18 protein-coding genes are annotated in these 16,858 nt (G+C 59.9%); 6 read left to right on the top strand and 12 right to left on the bottom strand.

Features of this window, described 5'->3' with window-relative positions; all coding sequences use genetic code 11:
• The first annotated feature begins 3 nt into the window (after positions 1–3).
• The 5 genes from ruvX (at position 4) to ACODSZ_RS17765 (ending at position 4,118) form a co-directional block, all read left to right on the top strand.
• Positions 4–390, top strand: coding sequence for a Holliday junction resolvase RuvX (ruvX, locus tag ACODSZ_RS17785; protein WP_488928174.1), 387 nt, complete (start codon positions 4–6; stop codon positions 388–390).
• Complete coding sequence (gene pyrR, locus ACODSZ_RS17780) at positions 387–899, top strand: bifunctional pyr operon transcriptional regulator/uracil phosphoribosyltransferase PyrR (protein WP_488928173.1); 513 nt, start codon at positions 387–389, stop codon at positions 897–899. The genes ruvX and pyrR overlap by 4 nt, the downstream gene beginning before the upstream one ends.
• Positions 892–1,851: an aspartate carbamoyltransferase catalytic subunit gene (locus tag ACODSZ_RS17775; RefSeq protein ID WP_008334861.1), complete on the top strand. Its 960-nt coding sequence runs from the start codon at positions 892–894 to the stop codon at positions 1,849–1,851. The genes pyrR and ACODSZ_RS17775 overlap by 8 nt, the downstream gene beginning before the upstream one ends.
• A gap of 64 nt (positions 1,852–1,915) precedes the next feature.
• Positions 1,916–3,202: a dihydroorotase gene (locus tag ACODSZ_RS17770; protein ID WP_008334863.1), complete on the top strand. Its 1,287-nt coding sequence runs from the start codon at positions 1,916–1,918 to the stop codon at positions 3,200–3,202.
• Positions 3,203–3,317: 115 nt separating this feature from the next.
• Positions 3,318–4,118, top strand: coding sequence for a lysophospholipid acyltransferase family protein (locus ACODSZ_RS17765; RefSeq protein ID WP_488928172.1), 801 nt, complete (start codon positions 3,318–3,320; stop codon positions 4,116–4,118).
• Here the strand turns inward: ACODSZ_RS17765 and ACODSZ_RS17760 are convergent.
• A complete protein-coding gene (locus ACODSZ_RS17760) occupies positions 4,048–4,872 on the bottom strand; it encodes a symmetrical bis(5'-nucleosyl)-tetraphosphatase (RefSeq protein WP_488928171.1) in 825 nt (274 codons plus the stop codon). The genes ACODSZ_RS17765 and ACODSZ_RS17760 overlap by 71 nt on opposite strands.
• A gap of 82 nt (positions 4,873–4,954) precedes the next feature.
• Between ACODSZ_RS17760 and ACODSZ_RS17755 the strand changes: the two genes are divergently transcribed.
• Positions 4,955–5,848: a glycosyltransferase family 2 protein gene (locus ACODSZ_RS17755; RefSeq protein WP_488928170.1), complete on the top strand. Its 894-nt coding sequence runs from the start codon at positions 4,955–4,957 to the stop codon at positions 5,846–5,848.
• On the opposite strand, the gene ACODSZ_RS17750 is transcribed toward ACODSZ_RS17755, so the two are convergent.
• The 11 genes from ACODSZ_RS17750 to ACODSZ_RS17700 all read right to left on the bottom strand — a co-directional run bounded on the left by ACODSZ_RS17750 (position 5,827) and on the right by ACODSZ_RS17700 (position 16,851).
• Positions 5,827–7,011 carry a glycosyltransferase gene (locus ACODSZ_RS17750; RefSeq protein WP_488928169.1) on the bottom strand — a complete coding sequence of 395 codons (1,185 nt, stop codon included), beginning with the start codon at positions 7,009–7,011 and terminating at the stop codon, positions 5,827–5,829. The genes ACODSZ_RS17755 and ACODSZ_RS17750 overlap by 22 nt on opposite strands.
• Positions 7,012–7,022: 11 nt before the next feature.
• Positions 7,023–7,925: an alpha-1,2-fucosyltransferase gene (locus ACODSZ_RS17745; RefSeq protein ID WP_488928168.1), complete on the bottom strand. Its 903-nt coding sequence runs from the start codon at positions 7,923–7,925 to the stop codon at positions 7,023–7,025.
• On the bottom strand, positions 7,915–9,129 hold the full coding sequence (locus ACODSZ_RS17740; protein ID WP_299532970.1) for a glycosyltransferase family 4 protein: 1,215 nt from the start codon (positions 9,127–9,129) through the stop codon (positions 7,915–7,917). The genes ACODSZ_RS17745 and ACODSZ_RS17740 overlap by 11 nt, the downstream gene beginning before the upstream one ends.
• Positions 9,130–9,233: 104 nt before the next feature.
• A complete protein-coding gene (locus ACODSZ_RS17735; protein WP_488928167.1) occupies positions 9,234–10,301 on the bottom strand; it encodes a glycosyltransferase family 2 protein in 1,068 nt (355 codons plus the stop codon).
• Positions 10,298–11,176 (bottom strand): glycosyltransferase family 2 protein, encoded by an 879-nt coding sequence (locus ACODSZ_RS17730; protein WP_488928166.1) that lies wholly within the window; start codon positions 11,174–11,176, stop codon positions 10,298–10,300. The genes ACODSZ_RS17735 and ACODSZ_RS17730 overlap by 4 nt, the downstream gene beginning before the upstream one ends.
• Positions 11,173–11,823: a class I SAM-dependent methyltransferase gene (locus tag ACODSZ_RS17725; RefSeq protein WP_299532963.1), complete on the bottom strand. Its 651-nt coding sequence runs from the start codon at positions 11,821–11,823 to the stop codon at positions 11,173–11,175. The genes ACODSZ_RS17730 and ACODSZ_RS17725 overlap by 4 nt, the downstream gene beginning before the upstream one ends.
• Before the next feature lie 11 nt (positions 11,824–11,834).
• Complete coding sequence (locus tag ACODSZ_RS17720) at positions 11,835–12,836, bottom strand: hypothetical protein (protein WP_241821379.1); 1,002 nt, start codon at positions 12,834–12,836, stop codon at positions 11,835–11,837.
• A complete protein-coding gene (locus ACODSZ_RS17715) occupies positions 12,833–13,822 on the bottom strand; it encodes a glycosyltransferase family 2 protein (RefSeq protein ID WP_488928165.1) in 990 nt (329 codons plus the stop codon). Before ACODSZ_RS17715 ends, ACODSZ_RS17720 begins: the two co-directional genes overlap by 4 nt.
• On the bottom strand, positions 13,812–14,948 hold the full coding sequence (locus ACODSZ_RS17710) for a glycosyltransferase family 10 domain-containing protein (RefSeq protein WP_488928164.1): 1,137 nt from the start codon (positions 14,946–14,948) through the stop codon (positions 13,812–13,814). The genes ACODSZ_RS17715 and ACODSZ_RS17710 overlap by 11 nt, the downstream gene beginning before the upstream one ends.
• Entirely contained in the window at positions 14,948–15,628 is a 681-nt protein-coding gene (locus tag ACODSZ_RS17705) for an FkbM family methyltransferase (RefSeq protein ID WP_241821376.1), read from the bottom strand. Before ACODSZ_RS17705 ends, ACODSZ_RS17710 begins: the two co-directional genes overlap by 1 nt.
• A 203-nt stretch (positions 15,629–15,831) precedes the next feature.
• Positions 15,832–16,851: a hypothetical protein gene (locus ACODSZ_RS17700; RefSeq protein WP_488928163.1), complete on the bottom strand. Its 1,020-nt coding sequence runs from the start codon at positions 16,849–16,851 to the stop codon at positions 15,832–15,834.
• Positions 16,852–16,858 lie beyond the last annotated feature (7 nt).

The following is a 16,858-nucleotide window of genomic DNA, read 5'->3' as shown; positions in this document are numbered from 1 at the left end:
CGCTTGGACACCATCCTGGCCTTCGACTTCGGCTTGAAGCGTATCGGCGTGGCCGTGGGCAATACGGGCCTGAAGCAGGCGCAGCCGCTGGCGGTGATCAGCGAAGCGACCAACGACGGCAAGTTCGCGGCCGTTGCGCGCCTGATCGCGGAGTGGCAACCGGCGCGCTGCGTGGTTGGCCTGCCCCTGCATCCGGACGGCGCCGAGCATGAGATGAGCGTGCGCTGCCGCCGCTTTGCCAACCAGTTGCACGGCCGCTACGGACTTGAAGTCACGCTGGTGGATGAACGCTACAGTTCGGCAGTGATCCAGCACCAGCGCGGCGAGCAGATCGATGACCAGGCTGCCGCCATCATTTTGCAGCAATACTTTGACGACGCACATTCATGAGCACAACACCTTCCCAGCTTGATGCAGAAGCGCTGTACCAGACCCTGGTGCAGCAGATCCAAGCCGGCCTGCAGGGCGCAACCGAGGTTGCGCTGGTGGGCATCCACTCGGGCGGCGCCTGGCTGGCTGAACGCCTGGCGGCTGAACTGGGCCTGGGCGAACGCCTGGGCTTCGTCGATGTGTCCTTCTATCGCGACGACTTTTCCGAGAAGGGCTTGCGCGCCGATGTGAAGCCCAGCCAGATTCCCTTCGATGTCGAGGGGGCTACCATCCTGCTGGTCGACGACGTGCTCTATACCGGTCGCACCACGCGTGCGGCCATCAACGAACTGTTCGACTATGGTCGCCCGGCGCGCGTGCTGCTGGCGGCGCTGGTAGACCGCGGTGGTCGCGAGCTGCCCATTGCCGCCGATTTCCTGGCGACCTCGGTTGAACTCACCAAACAAGAAAACCTGCAACTGCAACGCGCCGACGACGGCCGCTTCTCACTCACGGTGGTCCATGCTTAATCCCCAACTCAACAAAAACGGCGAACTGCAACACCTGCTGACCATCGAGGGTTTGCCGCGCTCGATCCTGACGCACATCCTCGATACCGCATCATCCTTCGTCAGCATCGGTGACCGCGAAGTCAAGAAGGTGCCGTTGATGCGCGGCAAGAGCGTCTTCAACCTGTTCTTCGAGAACTCCACGCGCACCCGCACCACCTTCGAGATCGCCTCCAAGCGTCTGTCGGCGGACGTGATCAATCTCAACATCCAGGCTTCCAGCACCAGCAAGGGCGAGTCGCTCCTGGACACCATCGACAACCTGGCGGCCATGCACGCCGACATGTTCGTGGTGCGTCATGCGCAATCGGGCGCGCCCTTCCTGATCGCCAAGCACCTGATCGATACGAAGCAGTCGCACGTCCACGTGGTCAACGCCGGTGATGGCCGCCACGCGCACCCGACTCAGGGTCTGCTGGACATGTACACCATCCGTCACTACAAGAAGGACTTCACCAACCTGCGTGTGGCCATCGTGGGCGATATCCTGCACAGCCGTGTGGCCCGTTCGGATATCCACGCGCTGACCACCCTGGGTGTGCCGGAAGTGCGCGCCATCGGCCCGCGCACCTTGCTGCCCAGCGGCCTGGAGCAGATGGGCGTGCGCGTCTTCCACAACATGGAAGAGGGCCTGAAGGATGTGGACGTGATCATCATGCTGCGCCTGCAGAACGAGCGCATGAGCGGGGCCTTGCTGCCCTCGGCGCAGGAGTTCTTCAAGAGCTATGGCCTGACCCCGGAACGTCTGGCCCTGGCCAAGCCGGATGCCATCGTCATGCACCCTGGCCCGATGAACCGTGGTGTGGAAATCGATTCAGCCGTGGCCGATGGTGCCCAGGCCGTGATCCTGCCGCAGGTGACCTTCGGCATCGCCGTGCGCATGGCGGTCATGAGCATCGTGGCCGGCAATTGAATCCCAGGCTGACGACGACTATCCCCGCGACGTTTTGAACGATCCGTTAAGAAGACAAGAACTGATGAAACTGCATATCAAGAACGGCCGCCTGATCGACCCGGCCAACGGCATCGATGCCCAGCAGGATGTGTATGTAGCCGCCGGCAAGATCGTCGGTGTGGGCCAGGCCCCGGCCGACTTTGTGGCCAACAAGACCATCGACGCCACCGGCCTGATCGTGGCCCCCGGCCTGGTGGACCTGTCGGCGCGCCTGCGCGAGCCCGGCTACGAGTACAAGGCCACGCTGGAGTCCGAGATGCAGGCCGCCATCCAGGGCGGCGTGACCAGCCTGGTCTGTCCGCCCGATACCGATCCGGTGCTGGACGAACCCGGCCTGGTGGAAATGCTCAAGCACCGCGCCCGTTCGCTGAACCAGGCCCACGTCTATCCGCTGGGCGCGCTCACCGCCGGCCTGAAAGGAAAGGCGCTGACCGAAATGGCCGAGCTGACCGACGCCGGCTGCATCGGTTTCTCGCAAGCCGAAGAGCCCATCACCGATACCACGGTGCTGCTCTCGGCGCTGCAGTATGCCAAGACCTTCAACTACACTGTCTGGCTGCGTCCACAGGACCCGCACCTGGGGCGCTCGGGTATCGCCCACAGCGGTCCGGCCGCCTCGCGCCTGGGCTTGTCGGGCGTGCCGGTGATGTCGGAAACGATTGCGCTCTACACCCTCTTTGAACTGATGCGCGCTACCGGCGCCCGTGTCCACCTCTGCCGCATGTCCTCGGCGGCGGGGCTGGAGCTGGTGCGCCAGGCCAAGAGCGAAGGACTGCCGGTGACCTGCGACGTGGGCGTACACCATATCCATCTGTGCGACCTGGACATCGGCTTCTTCGATTCCAACGCCCGCATGACGCCGCCACTGCGCTCGCAGCGCGACCGTGAAGCGATTCGTACCGCCTTGCTGGATGGCACCATCGATGCCGTCTGCTCCGACCACACCCCGGTCGATGACGACGAGAAGCTGCTGCCCTTCGGCGAAGCCTCGCCGGGCGCCACCGGCCTGGAGCTGCTGCTGTCGCTGTCGCTGAAGTGGGCGCTGGAGACAGAAGGCGAGGGCAAGGAAGTGCTGTCCAAGGCCATCTCCAAGGTCACCCACCGCGCCGCCAAGGTGGCGGGCCTGAAGGCCGGCAATCTGGCCGTGGGCAGCGTGGCTGACCTCTGCCTGTTCGATCCGAACATCCTGTGGAAGGTGCAGGGTTCGGCCCTGGCCAGCCAGGGCAAGCACACCCCGTTCCTGGGCTACGAGTTGCCTGGCGTGGTCAAGGCGACCATCGTGTCGGGGCACATTGCCTTCGAGCGTTGATATTGTGACGTTTGATTTTCACTTGATCGATGCTTGTCTTCGGGCAAGTGCGTTCTTGATTTTCGATTAAGCGGTTTTTTCGTCGACCTCGACCTGATCACGATCCGACTACGCCATGTTCGTTTTTCGTCTGCTGCGCCTGATCGCACATCTCTTCAAGGGCATGGCGGTGTGCGCCTTCCTGTTCCCGTTCACTTCCGAGAAGGGCCGGGAGGCGCATATCCGGCGCTGGTCACGCAAGCTGTTGCGCATCTGCGGTATCGAGGTGCGTATCGACAGCCCGTTGCCTATCCCCCGTTCGCTGCTGGTATCCAATCACGTGAGCTGGCTCGATATCTTCGTGGTCAATTCGCTGCAGCCTTGTCGCTTCGTGGCCAAGTCGGAAATTCGCGGCTGGCCGCTCATCGGCTGGCTGTGCGCCAAGACCGGGACCATCTTCATCTCGCGCGGCAAGGCCAGCGATGTGCGGCGCATTTTCAAAGGTCTGGTCGAGAGTATCGAAAAGGGTGAACACGTGGCTTTCTTTCCTGAAGGCACGACGGCGGCACAAGGGTCGCTCTTGCCCTTCCACGCGAACCTGTTCGAGGCCGCCATCGATGCAAGAGCACCGGTGCAGCCGTACGCGCTGCGTTATGTGGATGCCGGGGGCAAGCTGCATGGTGCGGCTGACTTCATCGGCGAGATGTCCATTGCCGAGAGCATCGTCACCATCCTCAAGGCGCGCGGCATGAGGGCCGAACTGAAGCAATTGCCGCTCATCAGCACCGAGGGTGCGCATCGGCGCGACCTTGCGCGCACGGCACGTGAAGTCATTGCCACGGGTCTGGGCTATTCTCTGGAGTCGCTCAGCCCGGTCGGCGTGCCTGCGGGCACGGCACCTGGAACAGCGCCCGATCCTCAAGTCGCACCGCACTGAGTTGTCCGCCCCAGACGCAGCCTGTATCGAGAGCGATCAGGTTGGGGCGCATCAGTAGTCCCAACGTGGACCAGTGCCCGAAGACCACGGTCACGTCCTCGGTACGTCGTCCCGGCACCTCGAACCAGGGCATCAAGCCGTCCGGCGCTGCTGCCGCACCTTCCTTCACCGAAAAATCCATGGTCCCGTCCGCCTGGCAGAAGCGCAGCCGGGTGAAGGCATTGATGATGCAGCGCAGGCGGTCGTGGCCGACGAGCTCATCGGACCAGCGTTCGGGCCGGTTGCCGTACATGTGATGCAGGAAGACCATCCACTGGTCGCTGCGCAGCATGGTTTCCACTTCGTTGGCCAGGGCCAGGGCCTGGTGCAGATCCCATTGCGGCAGCACGCCGGCATGGACGATCAGGTGGCCCTGTTGGTGGATGGCCAGGGGCCGGTGGCGCAGCCAGTCGATGAGCTCTTCGCGGTCGGGGGCATTGAGGATGTCATCCAGGGTATCGTCGCGATGCGCGGGTCGGATGCCGCAGGCCACGGCCAGCAGGTGCAGGTCGTGATTGCCGAGAACAGCCCGGGCGCGCTCGCCCATCTGCATCACGGTGCGCAGGGTTTGCAGGGATTGGGGGCCGCGGTTGATGAGGTCGCCGGCGAAGATCGTATGCGTGTCCGGGGAATCGGTCTGCGATTGAAGCTGGAGATAGGGCAACAGGCATCCTTGAAGATCGCCTACGACAATCGTGTGAGATGAGGGGGGCATCGAAATCCTCGGGCAATATTGCATGGGTGATTTAGAATTATACTTTCGCCATAACTACACCAGGACTGCTCAGGCAATCGGAATGACCGTATCCCCCTTACTGCCTTTAGTGACGATTGGCTTACCCGTCTACAACGCGCAGCGAACGATCGCCGAGGCAATCTCCTCCATTCTCGGGCAGACCTATCAGAACTGGGAATTGCTGGTCATGGATGATGGTTCGACCGATGACAGCGCGCGTATCGTGACCAGCTTCACTGATACGCGCATCCGCTGGATCAGTGACGGCCAGAACCGCGGCATTTCCCATCGGCTCAATCAGGCGCTTGATCTCGCAGGTGGCGAGTTCTTCTGCCGGATGGACGCCGACGATATGAGCTTTCCGCAACGTCTGCAAGTCCAGGTAAGTGCGCTGCAGGCCGATGCACAGGTCGACCTGGTGGCCTCGTCGGTGATGACCTTCACTTCCGAGCTCGATATCACGGGCGTCATCGAAGTGGCCAGTCAACATGAGCTCATCTGTGCCCGGCCTTGGAACGGTTTTCATTTTCCGCATCCCTCATGGATGGGAAAGACTTCCTGGTTCAGGAAGTTTCGCTATGTCAGCCAGGCCGACGGTGCAGAGGACCAGCACCTGCTTTATCGCGCGTACGCTCAAAGTTGCTTTCGCGGAATCGCTGAGGTGCTCCTGGCCTATCGCGACGACCGAATCTCTTTCCGCAAGCTGCTGTCGCGGCGCATGCGTTTCTGGAAAGTGTTTCTGATGGAAGCTTGCCGCCAAAGGCGATATCGCGATGCCCTCATCGTCAGCTTGCGCCAACCGGCCAAGATGGTGGCCGACTTCCTGTTCATGTTCGGCGGGATGCGCGCCGCCCGCAATCGTCTGGCCCCTGCCGGGGAACACCAGCTTGCGGCATGGCATGCACTGCTTGAACGCGTCCGATCTCGACCGGCTCAGGAACCGATGAGCAACTGATGGAAGAAGCTGCGGTAGCGCCACAGCACCTCATTCTGCTCAAAATGTTTCAACACGTACTGGCGGGCATTGGCGCCCATCTCGGCCCTGGTTGATTCATCCTTGCCGAGGCACACGAGAGCTTCGGCAAGGTGATCGCGGTTAGCGGCCGTAAAGAGCAGGCCGGTGACCTGATTGATCAGGGCACCACGGATTCCGTAAATATCGCTGCCGATACTTGGCAGGCCCGATGCAGCGGCTTCCAGCAGGGATACCGGGAAACCTTCGCGGTAGCTGGGCAGACAGAAGATATCCGCAGCATTGAAGCAGGCAGCGGGTTGTTCGGTGAACCCGATCAACGTATGCCGTCTTTCGTGCACATCATCCAAAATGTCGATGATGCGTTCAGTCATGCCGTTTTCGTCCGGTCCGACCATCAGCAGCCACAAGCTCGGGCAGGTCTTCCTTGCAGCCCGGAACGCATGTGCAAGATCTTCGATGCCCTTGTCCGGATTCAGGCGTCCGAGAAAAAGAACGACAACGGCGTCCTCAGGTATGCCCCAGTTGTGGCGCATCTGATGTCGAGACGCAGGATCAGGATGGAATTTGCGGGTGTCCACGCCGGCGATGGAACCTCGCCCCAGAGGCGCAGCCTGCCCCTCCGGCAGAACGCCTTGTTGGCAGAGGAACTCGCGCTCTGAATGGCCAACGGTCAGCAGGTGAGTGGCCAGCCGTACGATGATCCTGTCCATTGATTTGAGGATGAATCGCCCCAATCCCCTTTTGTTGGCCCATACCTCACCCTGAAAGATGAACAGTCGCTTGGGAATTCCAGCTGCCCATCCCGCACACATCGCCAACAGACCAGCCTTGGGACCGGCGCCCCAGATGAGGTCGAATTTCTCCCTGCGCAGCAGGGTGAAGAGTGCCATCAGACTGCTCAAGTCCTTGCGCAACACGATGCGGCGCTGCAGTCCAATGGAGATCACTCGGGCTGGCAGGTCCAACGGTGGGGTTTGCGGATCGTTCTGCAGGTTGGTAACGATGGTGATTTCTGCAAACTCGCTCAAGAGACGGACGTGTTCTTTGAGAAAGAAGTGGATCATCAGCGGCGTAGCACAGACGATGCAGAGCCGACGAGGCGGGGGCGGCAGCTTGCTTGAGTTCATATCCTTGCGGTGCATGACGATTCCATTTACACGCGCAGCCAGTCTTGCGGGATCAGATCGGTGGTGTCCAATTTGTCATCGGCAAACCATTTGCGAGGGGCCACGACGATTTTTGACTGCGTATCCGATAACCATGCTCCCCACCAGCTCAACGAACTGTTGGCGATGACGAAGCGCTTGCAGGCGGCCATCAGCCAGAGATCCTGATGCGCATCGTCCGGGCCGTTGACGTCTACTACCGTCATGGGGATATCCAGTTTCAGATTGGCGCGAACCCATTGGGGATCGTCCGAAAACAGGAAGGCATGTGGCGCTGCAAGCCCCTGCCTGACATGCGCCAGGCCGGTTTGATAGTAGCTCATGTCGCAAAGGCCATGCGTGGAAGCGGCCTGCTGGTTGGTGACGTAGTCGCCGCGACGTACGTGCAGGCAGATCGCATCGGCGTTGCGGATCTGTTCATGGAGCAGGGAAGTCGCTTCATTCATCTGGCGTGGCTTGCCCAGCATTGCCGTGAGCTCCGGTCGGATGCGATCGAAATACAAGGGCGATTGCCAATAGCCAAAGAGGTAGAGCGGCGGAGTTGCACTCAGAACACCGGGGTCGAAGCGAAAGCTCTTTTCGTTCAAGGTGGTCACGCCTGGTGCACTGATGCCCAGATGGCGCTTGAGCTTGCGCATGACGCGATAGAGCAGAAAGCGTGCAGGTGAGCCCTCCGGCGTTGGGGTGCGGTAGGTCGGGAAGTCCACACCAAACGGCTCCAGCGCGTATTTCCGTATGGTCGTGTTGGGCAGATGCGGCGCCATGTCGAACCAGGTAAGGTCCAGTGTCAGCGGGAGGCGGTGCTGGCGAGCCACTGACAGACCGGTGGCAAATTGGAAGAGCTGATTGCCCAGACCGCCGTGAAGGGCGACGGAGACGTTATTTTTCATGGGTTGAATCTGTGGAGGAGTGAAGACCGGTCAGTCTGGCAAACAATGCTTCGTATTCCCTGGAAATGGTTTCCCAGTTGTAGCGTTCAAGCCAGGCCTTCTTGCCGTTGGCAGCCAATACGGCCAGCCGATCCGGGTCAGCTGCCAGTCGTGCGATGCACTGGGCCAGTTCGGCGGTGTCAGCCCGGGTAAAACCCTGGGCATCGACGGTTGCCGGACAGAGTTCTCCCGCCTGGGTCCACTCGACGATTTCACGCGCGTTGCCAACCGGGACGGTCAGGAACGGCAAACCTGCCGCACAGGCTTCGAACAGCACCAGGGGCGAGTATTCGATGATCGAGGCGAAGACAAAGAGGTCCGAGGCGAGGAAGGTCTCGATGAGTTCCTTGCGCGGAAGGTTGGTTCTGATGATGCGCTTTCCCGCAGCAGGTTTTCCATTGACTTCCTTGATCACCCGGTCCAGCCGGTCAAAGTAGCCTGGCCGCAGGCCGATGGCATGCAGCAGGCGTCCCGCGACAAAGCGAGCGGTGTGCAGCACCCCGCGGCTTTTCAGCTGACTCACCAGCTTGCGAACGTTTGAAATCATGTTGTCCCCAGTGGGGGGCATCTCGTTCCCGTTGAGAATGAGCGTTGCCTTGCGCGGCAGGACTGCCCTGGAGAAAGCCTCGGCAACTTCCAGATGGCCTTTGGCCCCATTGAGCGAACCGACCGTCAGCAAGACCAGTTCGTCGGGCGCCAGGCCCAGCGACCGGCGGGCGTCAGCGCCGGGTGAAGCGGAAAACTCGGTATCGTCGGCCGCGTTGGGAATGAAAATGGAGTTGTCCAGTTGGTGCTGCTGTGCAAAGTGGTGATCGCGGTAGTCATAGGCGTGATAGACCAACGCGTCGAAACAGCGCAGCAACGCGGGCAGGCGTGCGAAGTATCTGGCATAGCCAGGATCGTGCAGGCCGGAGTAGCCACAAGGCACCAGCACCTTGCGTGCCTTGACCCGGGGCAGTTCGTCGAGGATGGCGTCGAGCGTCCACTGCTGTGCGGCGTAGATGAAGATGAGATCGAACTCTCCCTCCAGCATGAACTGGCGGTAGGACTGTACGTCGCCCGCCAGACCGTTGGCCCAGTTCCCGCTGATATTGAACGAGCGAATCTTGACGCCCTCGTGAACGTCGGAGGTGCGGTTGGCAAGAAAGGAGGTGGCGACGGTCACATCATGTCCCCACCGGGCCAGTCGGCCAGCGAGTTGCCGTACGACTTCCTGCGCTCCCCCGACACTGGGATAGAAAAACTCACAGCACAATAGGATTTTCACTGTCAGATTCCCCTTCTGGGCATTTTCATTTTTTTAATCAGGTCCCAAGCCTGACGTCCATAGGAGCGGACGACAATAGCTGCAAAACGCCATGCCCGTACAGTCCATGACAAACCTGCATGCGGGTTCGATATATACAGCCTTCCCACCGCCACGCCGCGACGGCGGGCACGGTAGCAGCTACGGAACCATAACTGTTCCACACATTCCCGCAGGGCTTGGTCGTTCATGTACGGGTGCCGTGCATGAGCAGCCAACAATGCCGCGAATGCTTCCGAGAGCATCTTTAGCTCATGCAGCGAAGAGGGTGCCATTTCCGCCAGTTCCTGACGAAAGGGAAGGCCGGCTTCTTGCAGGCGGGCCTCGACGAAATCTATGCGTGAGCGCGTCTGGATGCTGGTGCCTGTGTAGCTGGTGCCGGCCTTGTTGATACGGTAGTCCAGAAGGACCTCGGGCAGGTTGGCCACGCGCGAAACGCCGGCGATCTGCCACCACAATGCCCAGTCTTCCACGTATTTGAAATGCTCCGAATAGCGAAGGCCGTGTTCCTGCAGCACGGCATGGCTGAACATGACGGTCGAATGAGCGAAAGCATTTTCGAACAGCATCAGTGCGCGGATGGCATCGTGCGTGACCGGGTAACGATGAACGTACTTGCGCCGCACTTCACCAAAACCGAGGATCCAGCTTCCGACCAGACCGACGTCGGGATGCTCCTGCAGGAAAGCCAGCTGCTTTTCCAGTCGCTCAGGACGACTGATATCGTCCGCATCCATGCGCGCGATGTATTGTCCACGGGCATGGCTGAGACCATGATTGAGCGCATCGACGATACCGCGATTGCTGTCATGCCGGATGACGCGCAAGCGCGGGTCATCACATTGCGCCAGGAGGCTCGCGGTACCGTCGCTGGAGGCGTCATCGATGACGATGAGTTCGAAGTCGCCCATGGTTTGTTCCAGTATGCTTCGGATAGCTGGTTGCAGATAGCGCTCGCCGTTATAGACCGGCATGATGACGCTGACGATAGGCGGGTGGCTCACGCTGATATCTGTTTTGGTTTGCTTCATGTGTCCTGCCCGTTGTTGCGCAGCAGAGTGCGTTTGAGAGTCCCCAGTCTTGCGCGCATGCGCCACCACTGGCGCATGGTGGCATTCCGGATGGCCAGCAATACGCACAGCGGGAGCACCCGGATCAGGCGCCGGGGCGCGTATCCGGCCAGCCAGCCGAAGTAGTCGCGGTAGATGCGCAATTTGACCAGGATCTCATTGCGCGAGTGAGCTCGCACACTGGTTGCGGGATCGTCGGTGTAGCTGGCCAGTGCCGTGCCATGAAATGCCAGCGGCGTCAGGCTGGCTACTCTGAGCCAGTAGGCATAGTCCTCTCCGACCTTCAAGCCGGTCTTTACAGGAAATTTACCGATTCTCTCCAGCAGGGAATGATGCAGCAGGACCGTGCTGGTAATCACCTGATTATCCTGCACCAATTGTTCCAACGTCAGCACGGTATCGGCGGTACGTCCTTCCAGCAGCAGTCCGTTTTGCAGTTGGTCGGCTTGTCTGGATCGCCGCAGGGCATTGCCGCACGAGGCAAGCAGGGTCCCGCCGGAACGCTGCAGACGCTGCAGCTGCATGGTGAGTTTGTCTGGCAGCCAGCAGTCGTCGCTATCCATGAACGCGATCCATTCGCCTCGAGCATGGTCGAGGCCGCGATTGCGCGGGGCGGCGGGGAGCCCGGCACGGGGGCCGGCAATCCAGCGCACACGCGTATCGCCCATCGCCGCCACTACTTCCTGCGAGCTGTCCGAGGAGCCATCATCGCAGACCAGTACTTCCAGTTGTCCGTGGCTTTGCGCAAGTGCGGAACGAATCGCCTCTGGCAGCTCCTGTGCGCGATTCCAGGTCGGAATGATCACACTGACCAGACCGGACTCGATCTTCTTCAATCCGTCGCCCATCCGTTGCGGACCTGCTGATGAAAACCTTCCAGCCAGATATCGAGCATGCGCAGTTCCCCCGGCGTGTCGTCGACCAGGAAGGACGACAGGAAGCGGCGGCCAGCATTCGTGACGTCTTCACCCGGGTTCAGGTGGCGGACTTTCCTGCCAAGTACATGCAGATTGTCGGTGCCGCGCCAGTGTTGGCGTTTGACCTGAATCACCTCCAGGCCAAGAGCACTGTACATGTGGCGCAACAGTGACTCGTCATAGCCTTCATAGTGGGCAGCCCATCCTGCCTCGTGTGATCCGAACAGGTGCCGCTCGGCCACCGCCCGTGCACTGAGGCTGGCAAACGGGTTGGCAAAGACGCGCGCCATGCGGCCAAGGTCGGGTACCTCGACATGGACGATGCCGCCCAGTTTCAGCCAGCTGTTCCAGCAAGCCACCATGCCGGTGATTTGTGGACGCCGGAAATGTTCGAACACATGATGCAGTCGTACTTCCTCAATCGAATTGGCCGGGAAGCGCAGACTGGTGATGTCGGCCAGCCGGTCCGCGATGGATTTTTCCTGGACGGTATGTTCCGACGGCGGGAAGTCGATATTGACATAGCCATCGAGATAGTTCTGGCCACAGCCCAAATGTAATTTCATGGTCGACCTTGTCAGTCAAATAGGAGACTTGTCAGCCGCTCGGCACTGGTCTTGTCTGTCATGTGTTGTGAGACCCAGTGGCGAGGAGCGTAGTGTAATTCGCCATTTTCCCAGCGTTTGAGGAGTATTGCCAGTGCGTCGAGCGCGCTGAACGCATGGCCGCAATCAGCACTCAGGTAAGGAGCTGATGACGCGGGGTAGCGCCGCCCGTTGGGCGCGGACCAGTAGCCGGGATCGAACACCCAGGTCGGGCGATCGCAGGACCAGGCCTCCTGGAGTGCAATACCCTGTGATTCGGAAGCGCTGACAAAGATGCACAAGCTTGCTCGCGCCAGGTGTTGACGGAACTGGCTCGCATCGTACTGACCATAATCTACGCGTATGACGGTGGCGCCATGGCTGACCAGGAGATCGTGCAAGCAAGTCAGTTCATCCTCGGTCATGCCGCTCTTGACGTAAAGCAATACGACAGGTGCTGGCATGGCAGGGCCAGGCGGGGGGGCGCACCACTGTGTGACATCGACGCCGGCCGCCCAGACAGCGATGCGTCCTTCCAGCGCGGGTGTCTCGGCGAGATAGACCTGCTTGACCCATTCCGATGGCACCAGACAAAGATCGATCTCCGGGCTGGCCATCAGAGCATCCATTTCGCTTGGCAAGACGACTATGTTGGGGCCGGCCACCAGGCGCTTGATCTTGCCGTCCCGCTTGAGCAGGATAGCCTGCCGCAATGCCTCTTCATTGGCAAGGACCAGACAATGCTCGGCGATGCAGTGCTGCATCAGCGGGTTGTAATTGTGCTGCCAGCCCAGCTCGGTCAGGCCATGCAGCAGGCTGCGAGTAACGGCCACATGCCCGCCAATGCTACGCCCTCGCATGCCGGCGATCCATTTGCGCAGTCGCCGCGGAAGGGCCCGGTTGAAGTTGCTGGCATAGCCGCGTGCGTTGAAGAACGGCGTCGGCTCCGTCAATATGCTCAGAGGCGAGCGGGATTGTCGTGACCGGGTCATCATCGCTTTCTCCAGCGGCGGGACCAGCGGGCAAGATCATGGAACAAGCTGGACAGGCCTTGACCCAGGCATTGCCACCGACTGATCAGCTTGCCGGAGATCAGCGAGAAACGTGAGCAGGCACCCTGCTCCCGCAGGAATTCCTGGTACGCCGCCAAAGTGGGAAAGCGGGCGCGATCAGTCTGTCCCAGGCGCTTGAATTCATCGGCGATCGCCCGATAGTTGTGCCTCAGGAAACAGCGGCCGGTAGCCTCCAACGGGCTTTCGCCCAGATAAGACCTGTAGCAGTTGTGCAGGGCTGCCAGCTCAGGCGCAAAGGGACCGCTATCGGAACTTGTGCTGTCTTGCTGGTCATGTATTCGATAACGGACCAGCGGACTGAGGAACACGTGGCACGACGATGAGCCGCATGCAGACAGCAGGAAGGGGCGGTCGGCAATCTTGCCGAAGCGGTTGCCCTCCCACTGCAGCGTCTTGAAGATGTCGGTGCGGTAGAGGGCCGATCCAAAGTGAAGGGGGGCGCCCGCGTAGCAGAGTGCGGCCAGTTCGCTGGCGTTGCGGCAAAGCACGCCGCGCGGCGCAGCAGCGGGCCACTCGGTTTCGTCGGGTGCGGTCTCGAAGCTCATAGCGCTCAGGACCATGCCTGCTCCGGGCTGCGTGTTGATGGCATCCAGTGCATGGCGTAGATAGTCGGGGTGCAGGAGATCGTCGTCATGGAACACCAGGGTCCAGTACCGGCGAGCGTGCTGCTGGGCCCGCGCAAGATTGCCGGCCCAACCAAGATTGCTGCTGGCGCACACATAGGCTACGCCCTCCGCAGCGAATGCCTGGACCGTTTCCCGGGTATCGTCCACACTGGCATTATCCAGCACCGTGATGCTCGCCCCCCGGGCAGTTTGCGCCAGAAGGCTGCGCAAGGTCGCCGGCAGCATCGAAGACCGGTTGTAGGTCAGGACGAAAATATCGATGTCGCTGGCCTCAAATGCCATGAGCGTGCTCCACTGCCAGACCTTCCACCCACTGGGCGAATCCTTCGTAACTGTGTAATCGTCCCTCCTCGCTGTCGAGGAAGCGTTGGCCTGCCTCGATCATGGGCTGGACATCCTTGCTGGAGAGGCTCTTGAGCATGTCCGGGAGTTGCGCCATCGATTGCAGCTTGCGTGCATCGATGAAAGCAGCCGATGGAATGACATGACTGATATCAGGCGCCCCCAGATAGATCGGAATCGTGCGTGCCACCATGGCCTCGATGATCTTTTCGGTGACATAACCGGGCGAGGCAATGTTCTCGAAACAGAGTGCGAAGCGGTAGGCGGATTGCGCGCCGAGCTTGTCATCGATCTTCCCCCAATAGGGCAGCTTCAATCCCGCCAGCCTGATCTGCCATTGTTGGGGCAGAACCGACAGGCGATCCCAGCCCGAGCCATACAGGGCCAGCCGGTCGGCGCGCGTGAGCGCTACGATGGCTTCGAGACGGATGTCGTGCAATTGCTGGCGCAGCGCATACTCACGGGAGGGCGAGCGTTTGATGGCACGTGTCTGCCGGTACCATTGCAGGAAGCTGCGTGGCCTTGTCCACGGCGGAATGACGGCCTTGTCTTCATGACTCCAGTATTTATTGGCGGCGACCAGGATCACTTCGTCTTTTCGGGCTTGCCAGTCATCGGCGTGGATGCGCTGGTGCTGCCAGTAGCAGGGGAAGCGCAACGGCCAGCCTGTGCTGGAGCCTGCTGAGTGACTTCCCCTAGCTTCAGGATCCGGCACCATGTGATGCGGAAATGGGGCGGCCAGAGTACGCCAATGGTCGAAGAACAGGCTTGCATAAAGCGGCGACTCCATACAGGTCAGCAAGAGCGGGCGCGCGCCTGCTGCCCGCAGCCGGGTGCCCCAGGCGGAGTCCAGTTCTTGTATCACCATGACATCGTCGGCACGCCAGTAGCCACATTGCACATGTGACAGCGCGACATCGCCCGAGGCGACTTCCCAGCCGCGTTTTGCGGCCAGATCACACAGCGCGCTCACCCATCCCGCCCCTGGAAAGCGTGCGGCCCATCGCTTGTCGGCCAGGCGATTGCCACCGAATTCAGCAATGTCGTTGCAGACTGCGAGTTTCATCATGCGCCGTTTTTGCGCGCGGCATAGATCTTGTTGGTGCCATTGCTGAAAACGTCGAGATATCCAATTCCCGACATGAACGTTTCTATTTCAGCCTCTGCGCGATTGACTTCCAGCATGACGAAGCGCGGACGGTACCGTTGCCAGTCATTGCTGGAAAGTACCTGCATTTCAAAGCCTTCGACGTCCACCGACATGAAGTCGATGGGACGATCTTTGGCGTGGGCTTCAATCATGTCAGCCATCCTGATGACTTCAACGTCGATTGTCTGGGCCAACTTGAAGCCATCCTTGACGGCGATGTCAGCCACCTTCCGGTCAAATGTCGAGAGCGTATCCGGATCGATCACGTAAAACGGCAAGACGGCCGGTTCAGGGCCGACGCCGACATTGAGATTGATATCACGCGGGCGGCAGGCAGAAATGTCGCGAAACTTGACCGGGTTGGGTTCCACATTGATACCCGTCCAGCCGCGACGATAGAAGCGCAAGGTGTTGCTGAACTTGTTTGGATCATTGGCGCCGATGTCAATGTAGAAACCGTGACCCGGATTTCCCATCAGCCGGTCGAGAATGATGTCTTCGCCATACTGCCCGTGAATGTCCAGAACATCTCGATAATACTGGTCCGTCAGGGTCTTCTTGAGGCGCTTGAAGTTCGAGTGTAAGAAGTGTCGCATGTGCTTTTCAATGTAATGTTATGCGGCATTTGCAAGCAAATATTGAGGGTGCTCGCCCGTCAGGAAGACTGCTTGTTGCCACTTGGCAAGGTAATTCGCGCAATAGGGAGAATATTACCTTCATGCCGTGTCCATAGCGATCATTCCTTGACGGAGCTTACCCCTACGTTTGCTCATCCGGTTGCGGTCAATGGAATGGAACATCATGGCGTCAACAATGCAGGAGCTGCTTTTCGGATGATGACAGTGATGACAGTGGCAGCCAAGGAAACGACCAGTCCCGTCACCACGAACAGAGGCAGCATGTCCTGGCTATGCGTCAGTGCCGACATGATCCGCGCGATTCCGGGAGCAAGGAGGTCAAAACAGAGCTGGTGGAAAATGAAAATACCGAAAGCATATTTGCGGCCCCATTCTGAAACCATGGCAATGTAACGCCCTTCTGGCTGGATCAGATCACTCAACCCCATGAAGAGCATCAACAGTGACAGGAACAGGAGTATGTTGCCGGTCCCATTCCAGAACTGGTTTTGTGCGAGTAAAAGGTTGGCACAGCCCCACACCAGAATGAATCCCATGATCACCGAGCAGCTCGACAGCGTCTTGAGGTTGATGTTGCGGTATTGGGCGAGACAGGGGCGTATCAGAACCAGGTAACCTAGTGCCGCGCAGACCCCGAACAGGCCCAGCGGGTTAAGGAAGAGACCGCCCAGTCTGATCCAGCCCATGAACAACGAAAGCGATGCAAAGGATGCGAGGGCGATCATGAGCCAGGGGCGAACAGTTACCACTATGGCCAGCAGGTAAATCACGATCAGGTCTGACAGGTAGTATCCTGGCGTATTGCCTACATTGCGTAGAGTGTCAAAGATCAAGCCGGCGGAGCATTCCGTACCGGAATTTTCAAGGCATCGGATTGCCAGCGAGCCGGGGTTGCGACGATGAAAAAACTCATACAACAAGGTGTAGAAAATCACGAGGATTCCGAGGCGGACTATTCGCTCCCATCGGCGGCTGAAGTCTTTACCTGTAAAGGCGAACCTGGCGGATATGCCGTAAAAAAATGGCATGGACCATCCGAGGAAGACTAGCTTGAGGCCGTCTACCCATTGGATGTGCTCATGCAGATTCCAATAAAACGGATTGTGATACCACACCACACAGTACGCTCCAATCAAGCGCATGGTGTCGGTAATATTGGCGGGGCGACGGCTTGCTGACATGGCGCTG

The organism is Herbaspirillum sp. FG34 (assembly GCF_057809315.1).
Note: the sequence above shows the minus strand (reverse complement) of the source record. Positions and strands in the feature narration are given on the sequence as shown.